The organism is Reyranella sp. GW821-FHT12G01 (assembly GCF_058806575.1).
Genome location: NZ_JBXAPV010000003.1, coordinates 586,409 through 604,609 on the forward strand (window position 1 = coordinate 586,409; position 18,201 = coordinate 604,609).

At 66.4% G+C, this 18,201-nt stretch carries 16 protein-coding genes; 8 read left to right on the top strand and 8 right to left on the bottom strand.

All coding sequences use genetic code 11. The features are described 5' to 3' along the window. Positions 1-74: 74 nt before the first annotated feature. From AC1RP5_RS27810 to AC1RP5_RS27835, 6 genes are read right to left on the bottom strand one after another with little or no spacing between them, the layout of a single operon-like run. Positions 75-1,301: a M20 family metallopeptidase gene (locus AC1RP5_RS27810; RefSeq protein ID WP_493116051.1), complete on the bottom strand. Its 1,227-nt coding sequence runs from the start codon at positions 1,299-1,301 to the stop codon at positions 75-77. Then, positions 1,301-2,083, bottom strand: coding sequence for an aspartate dehydrogenase (locus AC1RP5_RS27815; protein WP_493116052.1), 783 nt, complete (start codon positions 2,081-2,083; stop codon positions 1,301-1,303). The genes AC1RP5_RS27810 and AC1RP5_RS27815 overlap by 1 nt, the downstream gene beginning before the upstream one ends. Further along, positions 2,080-3,579, bottom strand: a complete 1,500-nt coding sequence (locus AC1RP5_RS27820; protein ID WP_493116053.1) for an amidohydrolase family protein — start codon at positions 3,577-3,579, stop codon at positions 2,080-2,082. The genes AC1RP5_RS27815 and AC1RP5_RS27820 overlap by 4 nt, the downstream gene beginning before the upstream one ends. 25 nt (positions 3,580-3,604) lie before the next feature. Continuing rightward, the gene (locus AC1RP5_RS27825; protein ID WP_493116054.1) at positions 3,605-4,768 is read right to left on the bottom strand and encodes an LLM class flavin-dependent oxidoreductase; all 1,164 of its coding nucleotides are present in this window, start codon (positions 4,766-4,768) and stop codon (positions 3,605-3,607) included. Positions 4,769-4,796: 28 nt separating this feature from the next. After that, positions 4,797-5,579, bottom strand: a complete 783-nt coding sequence (locus tag AC1RP5_RS27830) for an SDR family NAD(P)-dependent oxidoreductase (RefSeq protein ID WP_493116055.1) — start codon at positions 5,577-5,579, stop codon at positions 4,797-4,799. Positions 5,580-5,595: 16 nt separating this feature from the next. After that, positions 5,596-7,047, bottom strand: a complete 1,452-nt coding sequence (locus tag AC1RP5_RS27835) for an amidase (RefSeq protein ID WP_493116056.1) — start codon at positions 7,045-7,047, stop codon at positions 5,596-5,598. 138 nt (positions 7,048-7,185) lie between these two features. Here AC1RP5_RS27835 and AC1RP5_RS27840 point away from each other — a divergent pair, with 138 nt between their 5' ends. Then, a complete protein-coding gene (locus AC1RP5_RS27840) occupies positions 7,186-8,400 on the top strand; it encodes a CaiB/BaiF CoA transferase family protein (protein WP_493116057.1) in 1,215 nt (404 codons plus the stop codon). Positions 8,401-8,410: 10 nt separating this feature from the next. After that, positions 8,411-9,370 carry a Bug family tripartite tricarboxylate transporter substrate binding protein gene (locus AC1RP5_RS27845; RefSeq protein ID WP_493116058.1) on the top strand — a complete coding sequence of 320 codons (960 nt, stop codon included), beginning with the start codon at positions 8,411-8,413 and terminating at the stop codon, positions 9,368-9,370. Here the strand turns inward: AC1RP5_RS27845 and AC1RP5_RS27850 are convergent. Both AC1RP5_RS27850 and AC1RP5_RS27855 read right to left on the bottom strand, forming a co-directional pair. Further along, complete coding sequence (locus AC1RP5_RS27850; RefSeq protein ID WP_493116059.1) at positions 9,357-10,577, bottom strand: MFS transporter; 1,221 nt, start codon at positions 10,575-10,577, stop codon at positions 9,357-9,359. The genes AC1RP5_RS27845 and AC1RP5_RS27850 overlap by 14 nt on opposite strands. Beyond that, the gene (locus AC1RP5_RS27855) at positions 10,574-12,814 is read right to left on the bottom strand and encodes an arylsulfatase (protein WP_493116060.1); all 2,241 of its coding nucleotides are present in this window, start codon (positions 12,812-12,814) and stop codon (positions 10,574-10,576) included. Before AC1RP5_RS27855 ends, AC1RP5_RS27850 begins: the two co-directional genes overlap by 4 nt. 87 nt (positions 12,815-12,901) lie before the next feature. Here AC1RP5_RS27855 and AC1RP5_RS27860 point away from each other — a divergent pair, with 87 nt between their 5' ends. Genes AC1RP5_RS27860 through AC1RP5_RS27885 form a run of 6 tightly spaced genes read left to right on the top strand, consistent with a single transcriptional unit; the run spans position 12,902 to position 18,073 of the window. Then, the gene (locus AC1RP5_RS27860; protein WP_493116061.1) at positions 12,902-13,666 is read left to right on the top strand and encodes an alpha/beta fold hydrolase; all 765 of its coding nucleotides are present in this window, start codon (positions 12,902-12,904) and stop codon (positions 13,664-13,666) included. A gap of 5 nt (positions 13,667-13,671) precedes the next feature. Beyond that, a complete protein-coding gene (locus AC1RP5_RS27865) occupies positions 13,672-14,391 on the top strand; it encodes a DNA-3-methyladenine glycosylase I (RefSeq protein WP_493116062.1) in 720 nt (239 codons plus the stop codon). 2 nt (positions 14,392-14,393) lie between these two features. Beyond that, positions 14,394-15,140, top strand: a complete 747-nt coding sequence (locus AC1RP5_RS27870) for an aspartate/glutamate racemase family protein (RefSeq protein ID WP_493116063.1) — start codon at positions 14,394-14,396, stop codon at positions 15,138-15,140. Positions 15,141-15,151: 11 nt separating this feature from the next. After that, a complete protein-coding gene (locus tag AC1RP5_RS27875; RefSeq protein WP_493116064.1) occupies positions 15,152-15,994 on the top strand; it encodes a fumarylacetoacetate hydrolase family protein in 843 nt (280 codons plus the stop codon). Beyond that, positions 15,978-17,222 carry an MFS transporter gene (locus tag AC1RP5_RS27880; protein WP_493116065.1) on the top strand — a complete coding sequence of 415 codons (1,245 nt, stop codon included), beginning with the start codon at positions 15,978-15,980 and terminating at the stop codon, positions 17,220-17,222. Before AC1RP5_RS27875 ends, AC1RP5_RS27880 begins: the two co-directional genes overlap by 17 nt. Then, positions 17,222-18,073, top strand: a complete 852-nt coding sequence (locus AC1RP5_RS27885) for a nitroreductase family protein (RefSeq protein ID WP_493116066.1) — start codon at positions 17,222-17,224, stop codon at positions 18,071-18,073. Before AC1RP5_RS27880 ends, AC1RP5_RS27885 begins: the two co-directional genes overlap by 1 nt. Positions 18,074-18,201: the final 128 nt, after the last annotated feature.

Here is an 18,201-nt window from a genome sequence, read left to right on the forward strand (position 1 = left end):
GATTTCCCCAGGGCGAACGATTTCACAGTTGGATGCAATTTTGACGCCGAAATCCGCTCTTGTCCCGGGCTGTTTCAGGCGGTGCCGCACCAGCCGACAATGATGTCCGACACGACCTCGACCGCCCGCCGATAATCTTCCACGTCGACCCATTCATCGTGCAGGCCGTTCTGCGTGAGATCGCCGCCGAGAGGTCCCAGTCCGACTGTCGGGATGCCGGCCTGGACGATCGGGTTGCGGATGTCGCTGGCGGTGTGCAGCGGATTGACCTGCGGCCGTGCGCCGGTGGTCCGGACGATGGCGTCGGCGACGATCTGGTAGAGCGGGCTCCCCATCGGCACTTCGGCGCCCGATATGCCCGACACCCAATCGATGCGCGCCAGCCCCCTCACGGTCTCTTCGACGGAAGCCTGGACATGGTTCATGTCCTGTCCCGGCAGCAACGACAGCGCCCCCTCGATGAGGCCTTGCGAAGCGATCCGGGTGTGCGTGCCCGGCGTACCGACACTCATGTGAGAGATGAGCAGGTTGGACGAGCGGCCGACCGCCTGTTCCAGCAGCGGGTGGCGATCGGCCTCTGCCCGCCGGTCCGCCAGCGCCTTCAGCCGGGAATGGACCTCCATGAGCTTGTCGGCGGGATTCTCGGCCTGATGGGCGAAGGCGAGATGGCTGATCTCATTGGTCGCAGGCGGCTTCCCCTCGACGGTGATGCGGAAGTCGAGCTGGCCGAGGCAGAAGGCCTTGATCTCACGCATGCCCAGACCCGATTCGGCGGGATGACAGTAGACCGCCGCATCGGCTCTCAGCCCTCCATGGAGCAAGGCCGACACGCCACGTGCATGGCGCTTGCTGGGCGTGCTGGCCAGGATCACATCTCCGGCTGGCCGCCGACCCGACGCAAGCAATGTCCGCAGCCCGTCGACCATCATCGCCACGCCGGACAGATCGTCCGCCACGCCCCAGCCGTGGATACGCCCCCCGTCGACGGCGCCGCCAAAAGGATCGCGGGACCATGCGTCGGTGCCGGCAAGGGGCTCACCATCGGGATGCGCGAAGAAGATGACGCTCCGCCCTTCACCTGCCCCTTTGAAGGTCGCGACGACGCTTTCGCGCTCGCCTTCGACCATGGCGCGACTCTCCGCGAACTCGCCCACCATGGGCACGTCAGCCGGCTTGTAGCGCACTGTATCGACGGTGCAGCCTAGAGCGCGCGCCGCATCGGCAACGACGTTCTGAACGGCCGCTTCGCCGCCTGTCTGGGCGCGAATGAGCTGCCGCAGGAAGGAAACCGAGTCGCCCATCAGATCGCCACCCGCGCTTGCCGTCGTTTCAGCAGCCTGATCAGGCTGAAGGTCGTGTAGTCGATCGGATCGCCGTCGGGCGGCACGTCGCGTCCTCCGAGTTTCAGCACGACATTACCCGGCGCGGCGTGGATCTCGAGTTCATGGCCGGTCTCGCTGATCGATGGGTCGGCCACCAGTTCGGCCTCCGTGCGATCGAGCCCGAGTCCGGCCAGCGCGACGCCGACCGATGTGTTGAGGTTGTTGGGGAAGTGCCGCGCGACTTCCCGCACGCTGCCCTTGAGGAAGACATGGCGCGTCTGGATCGACGCCAGATCCGCCAGGCGTTCGGCCGGCGTCAATCGCCACATGGCAGGTGACTTGAGCTGGCGATAGATCACGCGGCTCAGCCCCTCCTCGCGCGCCGTTGCCAGCAGGTCGAGCGTCCCGATTGCACCGGGCGCGATCTCCAGGCGGCCCGGCCCCGCTTCCGCGGCATCCATCAGACGGCGCTCGATCAACGGATCAGCGAAGGCCGTCAGCGAGAGCGGTATCAGATCGATGCCATGGGCCAGCAACCGAGATCCCGTCTCGGCCAGCACCGAAGCGGATGCACATTCGATCGCAAGCGCCGGTCCACGCCCGATGAACTCCTCGAGCGTCGTGCAAACGGCCGCGCGGCCCACGATTACCGCGGCCTCCGATGCTTGCGCGGGCCGCACCAGAACCGCCGCGACGCCGGGCATGCGTTCCGCCAGCCGTCGGCCGATCCGTCCGAAGCCGACAATGCCATAGCGAGTCACGAGGGAACGACGAACCCGTAACGCAAGTTCGACGGCTCGCGGCCCGCGCGCTCGTAGTCCGACTTGATCGCCGCAAAGCGGTCGTCGCGCCAGGCGGCCTTCTTGATGTCGTACTTGTACATCTTCGCCGAGTTCTCGCCGAAGATCGCGCGCTTCACCGGGCCGTCGGCGCTGCCGAGCGGGGCGAAGCCGAACTTCTTCTGCATGTCCTCGGGAATTTCCAGACGACGCAGCGCCTCGATCTGCCATTGCGGCGCGCCGGTCCAGACGGCGTCGGTGCCCCACACGACATGGTCGACGCCCATGCCCTTGATCAGCATGCCCATCAGGGCCGCACACAGGCGCGGCTCGGTCACGGTCGTCTGGGCGAAGATCTGGCCCAGGTCGGCATAGACGTTGCTGACGCCGTACTTGGCGGGAATCTCCGCGAGGTCGCTGGTCCAGTCGACCCGACCTGTTTTCTCGAACTGTTCGTAACCGCTGGCCGAGGCGCCGGGCGCGCCGGTCCAGCGGAAAGCGGAGTGATAGATGACGAAACGGATCTGCGGCCAGTCCTTGGCCGCCTTGCCAACATCGTCGACCGTCGCGTACTGCGTGAGATGCGGCCAGCGCTGCGAGACCGAGGGCGGATAGAGGCCCTTGTGCACGCAGACGATGTCGTTGCCGGCCTTCAGCATCTTTTCATAGAAGGGATAGACGAGCTTCTCGTCGTCCATGCGCCAGGGATGGCGCGCCAGGTCCTTGTTGGTGTTGTCGCCGATGGTGTAGCCCTTCCACGAATCGGGCTTCAGCGTCGCGATGCATTTGTCGACCTCGTCCATCCAGCCGTCGTAGCCCGGCGTGAAGATGGCGTGCGACAGGCAGCGCTTGGAGCCGGCGGCCTTGTTCACCTTCTCGCGCGCCTCGGCCTTCATCTCGTTAGTGAGGAACCAGTCGCGCGGATCCTCCGAGGCCGAGCCGCTGATCAGCGCCACCTTGGTGTCGCTGTCGAGATAGATCTCCTTGAACCAGTTCGGATATTTCAGGTCGTCGATGGTCTGCGGCTTGTTCACCAGTCCCGGATTCCAGCCGGCCTGACCCACCGCCTCGCGGCCGCGCACGAAGCCCTCGAGCCGCGTGTCGTCGCGCAGGAAGTGCGTGTGCACGTCCATGACGAACTGGTCCTTCAGCCCGTCCGCCCGCGCCTGGGCGAGATCGACGCTCTTGGCCTCGGCCGGCGAGGCGCCATAGAGCGGGCCGTAGATCTCGTTCATGGCGACGAAAGCCGTGGCCATGCCGGCGGCGGTCTGGAAGAAGCGGCGGCGCGACAGGCCGTTCTTCTGGCCAAACTCGTCGCCCAGCGCGTTCATGCGCGCTTCGACCTTCTTCTGCTGCTCGGTCTGCGGCACCGGCAGGAATTCGTCGCTGGAGACGACCTGCGTCGGCACCGGAGTCGCTTTGCCGGCCAGCCGGGCCGGCAGAAGGCCGCCATGTTCCTCGTCGCTCAACATGCCCATGGCGGTCCTCGCGGGAGCTAGGGGTCTAACGGAAGCGCGGCATCACCTTGGTCCAGAAGCTCTCGATCGACTTCATCAGGACCGGATGGGGCACCAGGCTGTTGTAAGTGTAGCAGAAGACCCAATCGACGGGCTGCCGCTTCTGCTGCACTTCCATGGCGCGCAGCACCGTGTCGACCGTGCCGACATAGGCATAGCCCTCGGCAATCACCTCTTCCGGCGTGGGAAACCGGCCGGTCTTGGGATCGGCCATGCCCTTGCGGAAGCCGAACGGCTCGAACCAGGCGCGGCCGGAGAATTGCCCGGAATCCTGCCACAGCGCCATCGCCTCCTCGTCGGTGTCGGCGATGATGACATCGCGCAGCACGCCCGTGCCCTGCCCCTTGGGCTTGCCCGAGACCTGGGCATAGACGCTGTAGAGCTTGTCCTCGTGGAACGGATGCATCGGCGGCAGGATCGGCGTCACGTTCTCCTGCGCACAGAAGCGGACGGTGTTCTCGGAGCTGGCGAACGGTTGGAACAATGGTGGATGCGGCTTCTGCAACGGCTTCGGCACGACGCCGACCGACTTCAGGATGCCGTTCTCGACGCCCTTGCCCCACTTCTCGGTCGTGTCCAGCGTCCACGGCGTCGGCCCGGCCGGGATCTTCCAGAACCTGCCGTCGTGGGTGAGCATCTCCTCGGTCCAGCATTTCTTGACGATGCGGAAGTTTTCCTCGAACGCCAGGCGATTGGCGTTGTCGATCTCGTCGTGCTGGTTGGGCAGCGCGCCGTGAATGCCGTGCGTCTGCTGCGCCATAATGTCGACCCAGCGCCGCTGGTAGCCGCGCGCGAAGCCCGCATTGGCGCGACCGCCGGTCATGTGGTCGAGCATGGCGATGTCCTCGGCCACGCGGATCGGGTTCGAGGCCGGCAGCACGATGCCAAGCTGCCCGACGCGAATCCGCTTGGTCTGCATCGCGAAGTAGAGGTCGAGCAGGACCGGATTGTTGGAAAGCTCGAAGCCTTCGATGTGGAAGTGATGTTCGGTGAAGCTCACCGAATCGTAGCCGAGATCGTCGGCGAGGCGGATCTGTTCGGACAGTTCCTTCAGCATGCGCTGGTAGAAGTCGGGCCGCATGCCGGCCATGCCGGCCTCGATCTCCGCCCGGCTGGCGATGCTGGGCAGATAGAAGAGAGATGCCTTCATTTCACTCCCTTTCATGTCATCTTGTTTTTCACTTCGACTTCGGTGTCGCGGCGACTCCCGGCACATGGTTGAGGACCGAATGGACGAGACCGCCATCGACCAGCAGCGACTGCCCGGTGATGTAGCTGGCCTGCGGTCCCAGCAGGAACGCGATGGCGTCGGCGATGTCGCCGGGCTTGGCGACGCGGCCGAGCGGCACCAGCTTGGCGCGGCCGCGCGCCAGCGCGGGCTTGCTGTAGATGGCTTCCGTCATCGAGGTATGGACAAAGCCCGGGCAGACGGCGTTGGCCCGGATGCCATCGGGCGCCCATTCCTGCGCCATCATTTCGGTCAGCATGATCAGCGCCGCCTTGGTCGGGCTGTAGGCGCCGGTCGGAAGCTGCGGCACCACGCCGGCCATCGAGGCCAGCATCACGATCGCGCCGCGCGAACGCTTTAGATGCGGATGCGCCGCCTTCGCCAGCAGCCAGTTGGCGCGCAGGTTGATGTCGAACACGCGGTTCCAGGTCGCGAGGTCGAGGTCGACCAGCTTCGACGGCGCGGTGATGCCGGCATTGCCGACCAGCGCATCGATGCCGCCCATCGACTTGACGGCGGCGGCGATCACCTTGGCGGGCTCCGTCGGCTTGGCCATGTCGGCCTTCAGGGTGCGCACCTTGCAGCCCGAGGTGCGCAGGTTGGTCGCCAGCGCCTCAAGCTCGTCGAGGTAGGCGACGTCGCAGAGGGTCATCGCCTCCGCGCCATCGGCGGCCAGTTTCAAGGCGGTCGCACGACCGATGCCACGGCTTGCGCCGGTGATGACGACCCGCATCGTTTGTTCCTCCGTTTTATGGGGAGGATGGTGGCACGGTTCCCGGCTTGGGGTCGATGGGGAGGAGTTGATCGAATCCGGCCATTTTCTCGTAAAGGGCAGCAGCCTGCAGGAGCGCCGCCTCGCCCCGCGGCTTGCCGACGAGCTGCAGGCCCACGGGCCGGCCGAAACTGTCGAAGCCGCAGGGGACGGCGATCGCCGGGCTGCCGGTCACGGTAATGGCCGAGTTCAGTGTCGAACCCGACATGTAGTTTTCGAGTTTCTTGCCGGCGATGGTGGCCGGCGCCCGCAGGTTGACGTCGAAGGCCGCCGTCGGCGCGCCGGGCGTCACCAGCAGGTCGTAGGTCTGGAAGAAGGTGAGCATCCGGCGGTACAGCGCCGCCCGCTCGCGCTCGGCCCAGGCGAGCTGGCTGGTCGTCTGCTTCATGCCGAGCTCGGTGTTCCAGATGATGTCGGGCTTGAACTTGTCGCGGTGCTGCTGGATCTGCAGCTCGCGATCGACGAGGAATTGCTGGCTGCGGAAAGCCATGAACACTTCGTCGACTGGCCCGAAATCGGGTGAGACTTCCTCGACGATGCAGCCCATCTCCTCGAAGCGCTGCGCCATCTTCGTGCAGATCTCGCGGATCTCGCGGTCGACCTCGAAGCGGCCGCCGAAATCGATGGTGAAGGCGACGCGCTTCGGCAGGACAGGATTGGCGACCGCGTCGCTGAACGACACGGCGGGCGCATCGAAGGTCATGGCGTCGTGGGGGCAGAAGCCCGACATCGTGTCGAGGAACAGCGCGAGGTCGGCGACGTTGCGCGCCATCGGGCCCTGCACCGACTGCGGCGAATAGAGATTGTTCGAGGTGCCGCGCGTCACGCGGCCAGCCGACGGGCGGATGCCGACCGTCGAACAATAGGTGCCGGGCCGCCGCAGCGAGCCGCCATGGTCGGAGCCGTGCGCCAGCCAGACCTCGCCGGTCGCCACCGAGACCGAACCGCCGCCGGTCGAGCCGCCGCAGGTAAGCGAAGTGTTCCAGGGATTGCGCGTGCGGCCGAAGACCTCGTTGAAGGTGCTGCCGCCGGCGCCGAACTCCGGCGTGTTCGACTTGCCCATGACGATGCCGCCCTTGCGCTCGATGCGCTCGACCAGCGGGTTCGACTTCTCCGGCACGTGATTGGCGAAGATCGGCGAGCCGTAGGTGGTGCGCACCCCCGCCACGTCGGTGAGATCCTTGATCGAGACCGGAAGACCGGCCAGCCAGCCCGCCTCGCCCTCAGCCTCGTTGGCCTTGCCGGTCATGATCTTCTTGGCGTGATCGCGGGCGCGATCGAGACAGAGGGTCGGCATGGCGTTCACGGCCGGCTCCACTTCCGCCATGCGCTTGGCCGAGGCTTCGACCAGGTCGAGCGGCGTGATCTCCTTCTTCTTGAGACGGGATACGGCCTCGACCGCGGTGAGACGCCAAAGTTCGTTGCTCATGTATTGCCTCCAGCAGGTAGTGTGCCAGCCTTCGCCGCTTCCTGTCTGCCATCCATATCCCGCAAACCTAGTTTAGCTGGCTTGACGGTTCTGCATGCGAGCCGCCGTCCCTACACTCGCCGTCAGAGGAAACGCACAATGACAACAACTGAAAAAGAGCCGGCCGGCCCGCTGAAGGGCCTGCGCATCGTCGACATCTCGACCGTCGTGGCGGGCCCGTTTGCTGCCGGCCTGCTGGGCGACTTCGGCGCCGAGATCGTGAAGGTCGAGATGCCGGGCGTCGGCGATTCGCTGCGCGCGCTGGCGCCGCACAAGGACGGCGTGCCGCTGTGGTGGAAGGTCACCAACCGCAACAAGAAGGGCGTCACCCTCGACCTGCGCCTGCCCGAAGGTCGCGAGCTGTTTTCGAAGCTGGTGGCCGATGCCGACGTGCTGGTCGAGAACTTCCGGCCCGGCACGCTCAATGGCTGGGGCATCACCCGCGCCTGGCTGCAGGGCCTCAACCCGCGCCTCACCATCCTGCGGGTCACCGGCTTCGGTCAGGACGGGCCCTATGCCGAACGGCCGGGCTTCGCGCGCATCTTCGAGGCGATGAGCGGCTTTACGCAGATCTGCGGCGAGGAGGACGGACGGCCGCTGCATCTCGGCTATCCGATCTCCGATGCCGTCGCGGGCCTGTTCGGTGCGCTGGGCATCCTCGCTGCCCTGCACGATCTCGCAAAGAACCCGGAGCGACGTGGCCAGGAGATCGACTGCTCGGCGACGGAAGCGATGATGCGGACGCTCGAATTCCTGGCGATCGAGTACGACCAGCTCGGCGCCGTGCGCACACGGTCGGGTAACCGCAGCCAGTACGCCGCGCCCGGCAACGTCTATCGCACCGCCGACGACAAGTGGGCCTCGATCGCGGCCTCGACGCAGAGCATCTTCGTGCGGCTCTGCGCGGCGCTCGACCTGAAGCATCTGCTGGAAGATCCACGCTTCGCGCTCAATCCAGCGCGGGTGAAGAATTATCTGGAACTCGACGTGATCGTCGGCGCCGCCATCGGCAAGCTGACCCTGGCCGAGCTGCGCGAGACTTTTACGCGCCACGAGGTCGGCTTCTCGCCGATCTACGACATCGCCGACGTCTTCGCCGATCCGCAGTTCGCGGCGCGTAACGCGATCGTCAGCGTGCCCGACGGCGAGCTGGGTCAGGTGCGCATGCAGGGCGTCGTGCCGCGCTTCTCGGAGACGCCGGGTGCCGTGCGCCATGCCGGGCCCGCCATGGGCCAGCACAATGAAGAAGTCTATGGCGGCCTGGGATTGTCCGCGGCGGAGATCGCGGCACTCAAGGCACGCAAGGTCATCTAGGGAGGACCCAATGCTACGACGCACGTTCGGCGGGCTGGCGCTCGCCAGTCTCGTCGCGCCCGCGGCCCATGCGCAGGGCGACAAGGTTTCCAAGCTGATCGTCGGCTTTCCGGCCGGTCAGGCGACCGACATCATCGCCCGCCTGCTGGCCGACGCGCTGAAGCCCGAGCTGGGCGAGACGGTGATCGTCGACAACAGGCCGGGCCAGGGCGGCAGCATCGCGCTGGGCCTCGTGGCCCGCGCGGCACCCGACGGCTCGACCTTCATCCTGTCGCCGCTGGCGGCGCTGGCCATCAACCCGCATCTCTACAAGAACGTGGCCTACCAGAGCCTCACCAGCTTCGAGCCGGTGGCGCGCGTCTGTGACCTGCCGCTGGTGCTGGTGGTGCATCCGTCGCTGCCGGTTAAAACGCTGCCGGAGCTGATCGCTTACGCCAAGGCCAACCCGGACAAGCTCAGCCATCCCTCATCGGGCAACGGCACCCTGAGCCATGTCGCGATGGAGGAACTGAAGACCAAGGCGGGCATCCGCATCCTTCACGTGCCCTATCAGGGTAGCCCGCCGGCCATGAACGACCTCGTCGCCGGGACGGTGCAGGTCGCGCTGGATACGGTCACCGTCACCAAGCCGCACATCGACGCCGGCCGGATGCGCCTGATCGCCGTCAGCACGCTGGAGCGCCTGTCCTTCTTTCCCGACACGCCGACCATCGCCGAGCAGGGCTTTCCCGGCCTCGAGGCCAGTGCGTGGCTGGCGGTTCTGCTGCCGGCGCAGACGCCGGCCGACAAGGTGAAGCGACTGTCGGATGCCGTGGTGAAGGTGGTCGGCACGCCGGACATGCAGAAGAAGTTCCTCGCGGTCGGCGCGATCCCGCATCCCATGGACGCCGCGCAGTTCGCGGCGTTCCTCAGAAGCGAGGATCAACGCTGGAGCAAGGTAATCGCCCAGTCGGGCATCAAGGCAGACTGACGATGTGCCGCCGGCGCTGGGCCATGTAGAGGATGCCCAGCAACATCAGGTTCAGCAGGTTGAAGGCCAGCGCCGACTGGAAGGCCGAGTTGTAGGAGAGCGTGGCGTCGAAGATGAAGCCGCCCAGCCAGCCGCCCGAGGCCATGCCGGCCATCGCGAACAGCATCACCACGCCCAGCCGCCAGCCGGCGATCGTCGGGCCGTACAGGAAGCGCAGGTTGAGCGCATAGCCCTGCACGATGGCGATGAACGGGATGCCGTGCAGCAGCGACAGCGCATAGATGCCGTTGATGTCGCGCACGTAGAGGAAGCCGACCAGCGAGCCGATCTGGATCAGCGAGCACAGGAGACTGACCGGCAGCGGCCCGATGCGTTGGGCGAGCCGCGCCATGACGAAGGTGGCGACGATGGCCGACAGCAGCACCAGCGACACCGCCTCGGTGCCGCGCGCGGCGGGATAGCCGAGGTCGCCGCAGAAGGCGACCATGTGCACGAACGGGATCGCCATGGCCGCACAGCAGCAGAAGCCGGCCGCCGACAGCAGCACCATGATGGTCGAGGACGGCAGCGGCAGGTGCACCTTCTCCTCGCGCCGCCGTCCGCCCGGCCCGTGCGCGTTCGGCGCCGCCCGGACATAGAGCGCGCCCAGCAGCAACAGGAAGCCCGCCGACAGGCCATAGACCAGCAAGGTGTCGCGCCAGCCGATCTCCGGCAGCAGCAGGCGATAGACCTGCGGCCACACCGAACCCGCGACCGCCGGCCCGATGGAGATCAGGGCCACCGCCATGTTGCGCTTCTTGTCGAACCACGCCTGCACGTTGTTCATCGCCGGCGTGAAGGTGCCGGCATTGCCGAGAAAGCCCAGCAGGATCGCGTAGCCACCGTAGAGCATGAGTTCGCCACCATGCGAGGCGACCCAGCCACCGATCGCGACCGAGATGCCGGCGATCAGCAACGGAATACGCGGGCTGGTGCGATCGGCCAGCCAGCCCATGAAGACGCCGCCGATGCCCATGCCGAAGAAGCCGACCATGTAGGCGAAGGACGGCACCGCGCGCTGGTCGCCGAAGTCGGCCGCGATCTCTTTCAGCCCGACCATCGGCAGGTAGATGCCACCACCGCCCATCGCCACGCAGGCCATCGAGACCCACGCCAGTCGCCAGGCGTAGGCACTGTCGATGCCGGCCCGCTGCGGGGCGTCGCTCACTCGCGGGCCAGCGCCGCCGCGGCCGCCTTGTCGGCGTCGAGCACCTGGTCGTCGTCCATCAGCACGGTGACCTTGCGCAGCTTGCCGGTGAAGGCGAACGGCGCTTCGTAGTGCGAGACCGGGCTCGACCGGTCACGGCCGATGTCGAGGCCCGACCAGGAAATGAAGCTCACGAAGCCGTTCTGGGTGTCGAAGCTGCCGGCCGGCTCGCCGTCGATCAGCAGGGTCGCGAGGTTGCGGCCCTGGTTGCGGCGCATGCGGATGCCGAGCTTGCGGTTGCCCGCCGCCACCGGACGGTCGGACGTGATGAGGTGATGCTCACCGCCGATGTTCATGTCGTAGCTAAGCTTGCCGTCCTTCATGTAGAGCGAGTAGCCGGTCGTCATGTCGCCATGGGCGATCAGCACGCCCTCGGTCATCGGCCCGTCGACATGGACGTCGGCCTCGATCGTGTAGGTGCGGTTGCGCACGTCGGGCGCCACGTCGGTCGGGACATGGCCCATGCCGGCATGGAAGACGAAGCGGTTGCGGGGCCCGTGGAAACGCTTGGCATTGTCGGCGAAGCGCGGCGCGAAGCGGTCGTCGAGCGGCAGCACCTTGCTCGCCTCGGCCTGACGCCACCATTCCTCGATCATCGCCTTCAGCCGCTCCGGCTCCTTCTCGGCGAGGTCGTTGGTCTCGTTGAAGTCCTGGTCGAGGTGGTAGAGTTCCCACTTGTCGTTGGCGAAGTCGGCGCCCGGCGGATGGAACGAGACCGCCTTCCAGCCGTCCTGCACCAGGCCGCGATGGCCGAACATCTCGAAATACTGCGCCTTGGCCTTCGATTTGGCCTTCTTGTTCTTGAGGCTCTTCGCGAAAGACGTGCCTTCGAGCGGCATCTGCTTCACGCCGTTGATCACCTTGGGCGGCTTCACGCCGACCACGTCGAGCAGGGTCGGCACGAGGTCGCTGGCGTGGCAGAACTGGTGGCGCAGCTCGCCGCGCGCGGCGATGCCCTTGTCCCAGGCCATCACCAGCGGGTCGCGGATGCCACCGCCATGGGTGTTCTGCTTGTAGCGGCGCAGCGGCGTGTTGGCCGCCATCGCCCAGCCCCACGGGAAGTTGGAATGGGTGTCGGGCCCGCCGATATCCTCGATGCGCGAGATCTTCTCCTCGAGCGATTCGCGCCGGAGATTGTAGGGGCCCATGGCGTTGATCATGCCGAACGGACCGCCTTCCTGGCTGGCGCCGTTGTCGGACATGACGATGACCAGCGTATCGTCGAGCTGGCCGGCGCTTTCGAGGAAGGCCATCAGGCGGCCGATATGCTGGTCGGCATGATCGAGCATGGCGGCATAGGCCGATTGCAGCCGCGTGAACATGCGGCGCTCGGGCTCGGCCACGTCGGCCCACGGCCGCACCGAATCGTTGCGCGGCGGCAGGGTCGTCCCCTTCGGCACGATACCCATCTCGATCTGGCGCGCGAGGCGCTTCTCGCGCTCGACGTCCCAGCCCTCAGCGAAGACCGCATCGTACTTGGAGATCAGGTTGAACGGCGCCTGATGCGGCGCATGGCAGGCGCCGAACGCCAGCCAGGTGAGCCACGGCGTCTCGGCATTGTCAGCGACGTGATCGGCGATGTAGCGGATCGACTGGTCGACCAGGTCCGACGTCAGGTGATAGCCGGTGGCGAAGGTGCCCGGCGGATCGACCGGCGTGTTGTCGCGCACCAGCTCGGGCGCGTACTGGTCGGTCTCGGCGTCCATGAAACCGTAGTAGCGGTCGAAGCCGCGGCCGAGCGGCCAGCCATCGAACGGGCCGGTGGCGCCCGATTCGGTGAGCGGCGTCACGTGCCACTTGCCCAGCATGTAGTTGCGATAGCCGTGCGGGCGCAGCATCTCGGCGATGGTGCCGGCCTCGCGGCTGATCTTGCCGCGATAGCCGGGATAGCCGGAATCGAAATTGGCGAGACAGCCGACGCCGACCGAATGATGGTTGCGGCCGGTCAGGAGCGCCGCGCGCGTGGTCGAGCACATGGCCGTCGTGTGGAAGCCGGTGTAGCGCAGGCCGCGCTTGGCGATGGCGTCGATGGCGGGCGTCTCGATCGGCGAGCCGTAGCAGCCCAGATCCGAAAACCCGACATCGTCGAACAGGATGACCAGGATATTGGGCGCGCCTTTGGGACGCTTGGGGGTCTCGGGCCAGTAAGGCTGTGAGTCCTGGACCGTCTTGCCGATCTTGCCGCCGTGTTCGGTCATGCGTTTCCTCTTGGTTGACGCGGTTGTCCGACACTTGGCGGCCGCGATCAACCTTGTCGCAATTCATGCCGCTTGTTAGGGAAAGTCATGGCTCACTTCACCTCCGATGGGCTCGACCTGGCCTACGACGAATTCGGTCCCGCCGATGGCCGCAAGGCGATCGTGCTGGTGCACGGCTTCTCCGCGAACCGCTACGAAAACTGGAAACGCATGAGCTGGTACGACGCCATCGCCTCCAAGGGTCTTCGCGGTTTCGCACTCGACAATCGCGGCCACGGCGAAAGCGCCAAGCCGCACGATCCCGCCAAGTACGACCGCGAGGCGATGGCCCGCGATGTATTTGCATTGATGGACCATGCCGGCGTCGAGCGTGCGCATGTGCTGGGCTTCTCGATGGGCGCGCACATCGCGCTGACGGCGGCACTGGTCGATCCCGGGCGCATCGATCATCTGGTGGTGGCCGGCGTCGGCGCCAAGCTGTTCGATCCGCCGCGCGAGGAAGGCGCCATGGCGCAAGCCATGGAAGCAGCCTCCCCCGACGAGATCGCCGACCCGATGCTTAAAAGCTTCCGGCAGTTCGCCGACGAGCAGAAGGAAGACCGGCTGGCGCTGGCCGCCTGCTCTCGTGGCGCGCGCATCCCGCTCACACGCGATTCGCTGATGGCGATCCGCCGCCCGACCGCCGTGGTCGCCGGCGCCCGCGACCAGCTCGCCGGACCGCCGCAGGGATTGGCCGACGCCATTCCCGGTGCCAAGGCCGTGACCCTGCCGGGCTGCGATCACTTCTCCTGCATCGGCCATCCGATGTTCAAGGCGACCGTGTTCGACTTCTTCGACGGCTGGCTCGAGTAGCCATCGTGGCGCGGGTCAGCTTCAAGTCGATCCAGGCGCGCGCCGCCAAGCGCAAGGGCGGCGAGAAGGTGCTGGCGTCGCTGATGCCGAAGAAGCGCGACAACAAGGCCCTGGCGAAGCTGACCGACGACCGCGTGCTGGCAGAGATGGCGCGCCGCGTCTTTTGCGCGGGCTTCGTGTGGAGCGTCATCGACAAGAAATGGCCGGGCTTCGAGGAAGCCTTTTTAGGCTTCAATCCCAAGCGGCTCCTGTTTCAGCCCGCCGAGTTCTGGGAGAAGCTGACCAAGGACACGCGCATCGTGCGCAACCCGACCAGCATCAAGTCGGTGCGCGACAACGCGAAGTTCGTCACCGACATCGCCGCCGAGCACGGCAGCTTCGGCAAGTTCCTGGCCGCCTGGCCCGCCGACGACCAGATCGGCCTGCTCGAAGTCTTCGCCAAGCGCGGCTCCCGCCTCGGCGGCTTCTCGGGCCAGTACCTGCTGCGTTTCCTCGGCCGCGATTCGTTCATCCTGACGGCCGACCTGATGATGTGCCTGCGCGATTCCGGCGTACCGATCAGCGAGAAGGGCACCTCGAAGAAGGACCAGAAGCTCGCCCAAGCGCAGATCAACGAATGGGCGAAGGAGAGCGGCCTGCCGCTCACCCAGATCTCGCGCATCTGCTCGATGTCGATCGGCGAGAATCACGATGCCGCGCGGCTCGCGGAAAACATGCGGACGTGACCATGACCAACATCCTGCTGATCAATCCCAACACGACGAAATCGATCACCGACCTCGTGCTCAGGACCGCCAAGACCTTCGCGTCGAAGGGCACGCGGCTGCGCGCCCTCACCGGCGCGTTCGGTCCGCGCTACATCGCCTCGCGCGCGGCCTACGCGATTGCAAGCCATGCCGCGCTCGACGCCTATGCCAACGATCGCGGGCCGAAGGATGTCGTGGTGCTCGCCTGCTTCGGCGATCCCGGCCTCGCCGCCCTGAAGGAGGTCAGTCCGGTCCCGGTCGTGGGCATGGCTGATGCGTCGATCCTGCAAGCCTGTGCGATCGGCAACCGCTTCTCCATCGTCACCGGCGGCGAGCGCTGGAAGTCGATGCTCGAGGAATTCGTGGCGAGCCACGGTCTCACCTCGCGGCTGGCCTCGGTGCGTACCGTCGCGCCGACCGGCGCCGACATCGCGCGTAACCCCAAGGCCGCCATGGAATTACTGGCAAAAGGCTGCAGCGCCTGCGTCCAGGAAGACGGCGCCGACGTCGTCATCCTGGGCGGCGCAGGCCTGGCGGGTCTTGCAGCCAAGCTGAAGCACATGGTCGATGCGCCGCTGCTCGACGGCGTCGCCTGTGCGATCTCGATGGCCGAAGGGCTCGCGCTCCAGAAGCCGGCGAAAGCCAGCAATGGTGCACTTGCGAAGCCGGGCGCGGTCGACAGCATCAAACTCTCCAAAGGTCTTTCGAAGCTCCTCCAATCGCCCTAGGGTCCGTCCCCATGCGGTTGGTCAGCTTTCGCCATGCGGGCGCGAACAAATTCGGCGCGGCCGTCGAGGGCGGCATCGTCGATCTGTCGGCGCGCACGAACGGACGCTGGGAAAGCCTGCGTGCCGTCATCGCGGCGAACGTGCTCGACGAACTGCGCACCATGACGAAGGACGCAGCGGCCGATCTCCAGTTTGAAGACGTCGAGCTGCTGCCGGTCATTCCCGATCCCGGGAAGATCCTCTGCGTCGGCCTCAACTATGCCAGCCATGTCGGCGAAGTCGGACGCCAGATGCCGACGGTGCCCAGCGTCTTCTCCCGCCTGCACAACACGCTGGTGCCGCACGGCGGCGACATCGTGCGGCCGCGCGCCTCGATCGACTTCGACTATGAGGGCGAACTCGCCATCGTGATCGGCGAACGCTGCCGCCACGTCTCGCGCGCCAGCGCGCTCTCGGTGATTGCGGGTTACACCTGCTTCATCGACGGCAGCGTGCGCGACTTCCAGAAGCATTCGGTCTTTGCCGGCAAGAACTTCCCCGCGACCGGACCGCTCGGACCCTGGATGGTCACGTCCGACGTGATCGCCGATCCGCAGCGGCTGGAACTCACGACGCGGTTGAACGGCACCGTGGTTCAGCACGACACGACCGATCACATGATCTTCGATGTCGCGACCATCATCGAATATCTCTCGACCGTGACCTGGCTCGAGCCGGGCGACGTCATTGCCACCGGCACGCCCGACGGCGTGGGCGCCGGCCGAAAGCCGCCGCTCTGGATGAAGACCGGCGACAAGGTCGAGGTCGAGATCTCAGGCATAGGGACTTTGGGCGTAAATGTCGTCGACGAGTGATCCTTTCGACCTGCCGGCGAGCGATACCGGCACGGATGCGAAGAAGGCCCGCGAATTCAAGGTGATCGCGCTGATCGCCGTGGCGCATTTCGTGAGCCACGTGCACATCATGCTGCTGCCGCCGCTGTTCGGCCAGGTGAAGGAAGCGCTCGGCGTCGACTATGTCGACATCGCCCTCGCACTCACGGCCTTCAACGCCGCCTCGGCCCTGTTCCAGACTCCGGCCGGCTTCCTGGTCGACCGCATCGGCCCGCGCGCCATGCTCACCGGCGGCCTGATCCTGGGCGGCATCGCCATCGCCGCGGCCGCGCTGCTGCCGGGCTACTGGTTCTTCGTCATCGCCTACGGCTTCCTCGGCCTCGCCAACACCGTCTATCACCCGTCCGACTATTCGATCCTGTCGGCCACCGTCGACCACAAGCGGATCGGCAAGGCCTTCTCGATCCACACCTTCGCGGGCTATCTCGGCTCGGGCGTGACGCCCGCGCTGGCGCTCGGGTGCGCGGCGATCTGGGGCTGGCATGGCGCCTTCCTGTTCGTCGCCGGCCTCTCCATCGCGACCGCCTTCGTGCTGATCGTGGCAGGCAGCATCCTGCCGCGCATCTCGCACAAGCCCGGGCAGGACGCGGCGAAAGCCGGCCAGAAGGTCGGACTCGACCTGCTGCTGAGCGCGCCGATCCTGCGCAACCTGCTGTTCTTCTTCTGCCTCGCCATGGCCAATGGCGGCATCCAGACCTACACCATCGTCGGCATGGGGAAGATCCACGGCACGCCTGCCGATATCGCGGCGGTGGCCCTCTCCGCCTTCCTTCTGTGCAGCGCCGGCGGCGTGCTGCTGGGCGGCATCATCGCCGATCGCACGCCGCACCATGAGCGCGTTGCCGCCGTCGGCTTCGCCTGCACCTCGACAATGGCGATCCTGATGGCCTGGGTGAACATGCCGGGCTTTGTGCTGGTCGCGGTCATGTCCGCGGGCGGTCTCTTGAATGGCATCATCCAGCCCTCGCGCGACATGATGGTGCGCGCCGTCACGCCGCCAGGTTCGTTCGGCAAGGTGTTCGGCTTCGTCAGCACCGGCTTCAACCTGGGCGGCATGGTCGCTCCGCTGCTCTATGCCTTCCTGATGGATCACGACGAACCGCGTGCCATCTTCATGATCGTCACCGGTTTCATTTTCCTGGCGCTGGTCACCGCGATCACCCGCCGCAAACCCGAGAGCATTGCCTGATGGACTCCCTGACGCCCGCTACCGCCCCCAAGACCGACGCCGCCACCGACGCCCTCGTCCGCCGCTACGGCGCCGACGCGGTGCCCTCGATCGGCGCCTGGAACGAGACGATCGCCACCATGCTCGATCACCGCTCGGTGCGCGGCTACAAGCCCGATCCGGTGCCGGCCGGCACGCTTGAAAGCATGATCGCCGCCGCCCAGTCGGCCGCGACCAGCTCCAACATGCAGTGGTGGTCGGCCGTCGCCGTCACCGATCCCGCCAAGAAGAAGGTGCTGGCCGAGATCGCCGGCGGCCAGAAGCATATCGAGCAGTGCCCGCTGTTCATCGCCTGGGTTGCCGACATGTCGCGCAACCAGCGCATCTCGAACGCCACCAGGACCGAGTTCGAGACGATGCCGTGGCTCGAGACCTTCATGGTCGCCTCGATCGACGCCGCGCTGGCCGCGCAGAACGCCGTGGTCGCCGCCCAGTCGGTCGGCCTGCGCACGGTCTATATCGGCGCCATGCGCAACGACCCGATCAAGGTCGCCGAACTGCTGGGCCTGCCGCCGCAGGCCGTCGTCGTGTTCGGCCTCTGCGTCGGCTACGCCACCGAGAAGGGCGAAGGTGAGGTGAAGCCGCGCCTGCCGCAGTCGGCGGTGCTCCACAAGGAACGCTACGACGCCTCGAAAGAAGAGGCGCTCCGCGCCGCCTACGATGCCGAAATGAGCAAGTTCTCGGCCCGCCACGAGCTGCAGGCCGCGACCTGGACGCAGCGCGTGCTGAACCGCCTCGCCCCGATCAAGGCGATGAACGGCCGCGAGACCCTGCGCGCCGCGCTGGCCAAGATGGGTTTCGAGATTCGCTAGGGTCTTTCCGGGAAGAAGTATCCGTCGTCCTGAGCGGAGCGCAGCGTAGTCGAAAGACCTCTTTTCACTTCGACAGGCCGTGCGCCGGAAAAGAGGTCCTTCGACTGCGCCGCCCTTTGGGCGGCTTC

What these genes read in the sequence shown, in the direction of transcription:
- AC1RP5_RS27860 (WP_493116061.1), top strand. Translation starts at nt 12,902, where the DNA reads ATGGCTCACTTCACCTCCGATGGGCTCGACCTGGCCTACGACGAATTC.
- AC1RP5_RS27855 (WP_493116060.1), bottom strand. Translation starts at nt 12,814, where the DNA reads ATGACCGAACACGGCGGCAAGATCGGCAAGACGGTCCAGGACTCACAG.
- AC1RP5_RS27885 (WP_493116066.1), top strand. Translation starts at nt 17,222, where the DNA reads ATGGACTCCCTGACGCCCGCTACCGCCCCCAAGACCGACGCCGCCACC.
- AC1RP5_RS27845 (WP_493116058.1), top strand. Translation starts at nt 8,411, where the DNA reads ATGCTACGACGCACGTTCGGCGGGCTGGCGCTCGCCAGTCTCGTCGCG.
- AC1RP5_RS27870 (WP_493116063.1), top strand. Translation starts at nt 14,394, where the DNA reads ATGACCAACATCCTGCTGATCAATCCCAACACGACGAAATCGATCACC.
- AC1RP5_RS27875 (WP_493116064.1), top strand. Translation starts at nt 15,152, where the DNA reads ATGCGGTTGGTCAGCTTTCGCCATGCGGGCGCGAACAAATTCGGCGCG.
- AC1RP5_RS27820 (WP_493116053.1), bottom strand. Translation starts at nt 3,579, where the DNA reads ATGGGCATGTTGAGCGACGAGGAACATGGCGGCCTTCTGCCGGCCCGG.
- AC1RP5_RS27810 (WP_493116051.1), bottom strand. Translation starts at nt 1,301, where the DNA reads ATGGGCGACTCGGTTTCCTTCCTGCGGCAGCTCATTCGCGCCCAGACA.
- AC1RP5_RS27835 (WP_493116056.1), bottom strand. Translation starts at nt 7,047, where the DNA reads ATGAGCAACGAACTTTGGCGTCTCACCGCGGTCGAGGCCGTATCCCGT.
- AC1RP5_RS27830 (WP_493116055.1), bottom strand. Translation starts at nt 5,579, where the DNA reads ATGCGGGTCGTCATCACCGGCGCAAGCCGTGGCATCGGTCGTGCGACC.
- AC1RP5_RS27825 (WP_493116054.1), bottom strand. Translation starts at nt 4,768, where the DNA reads ATGAAGGCATCTCTCTTCTATCTGCCCAGCATCGCCAGCCGGGCGGAG.
- AC1RP5_RS27840 (WP_493116057.1), top strand. Translation starts at nt 7,186, where the DNA reads ATGACAACAACTGAAAAAGAGCCGGCCGGCCCGCTGAAGGGCCTGCGC.
- AC1RP5_RS27880 (WP_493116065.1), top strand. Translation starts at nt 15,978, where the DNA reads ATGTCGTCGACGAGTGATCCTTTCGACCTGCCGGCGAGCGATACCGGC.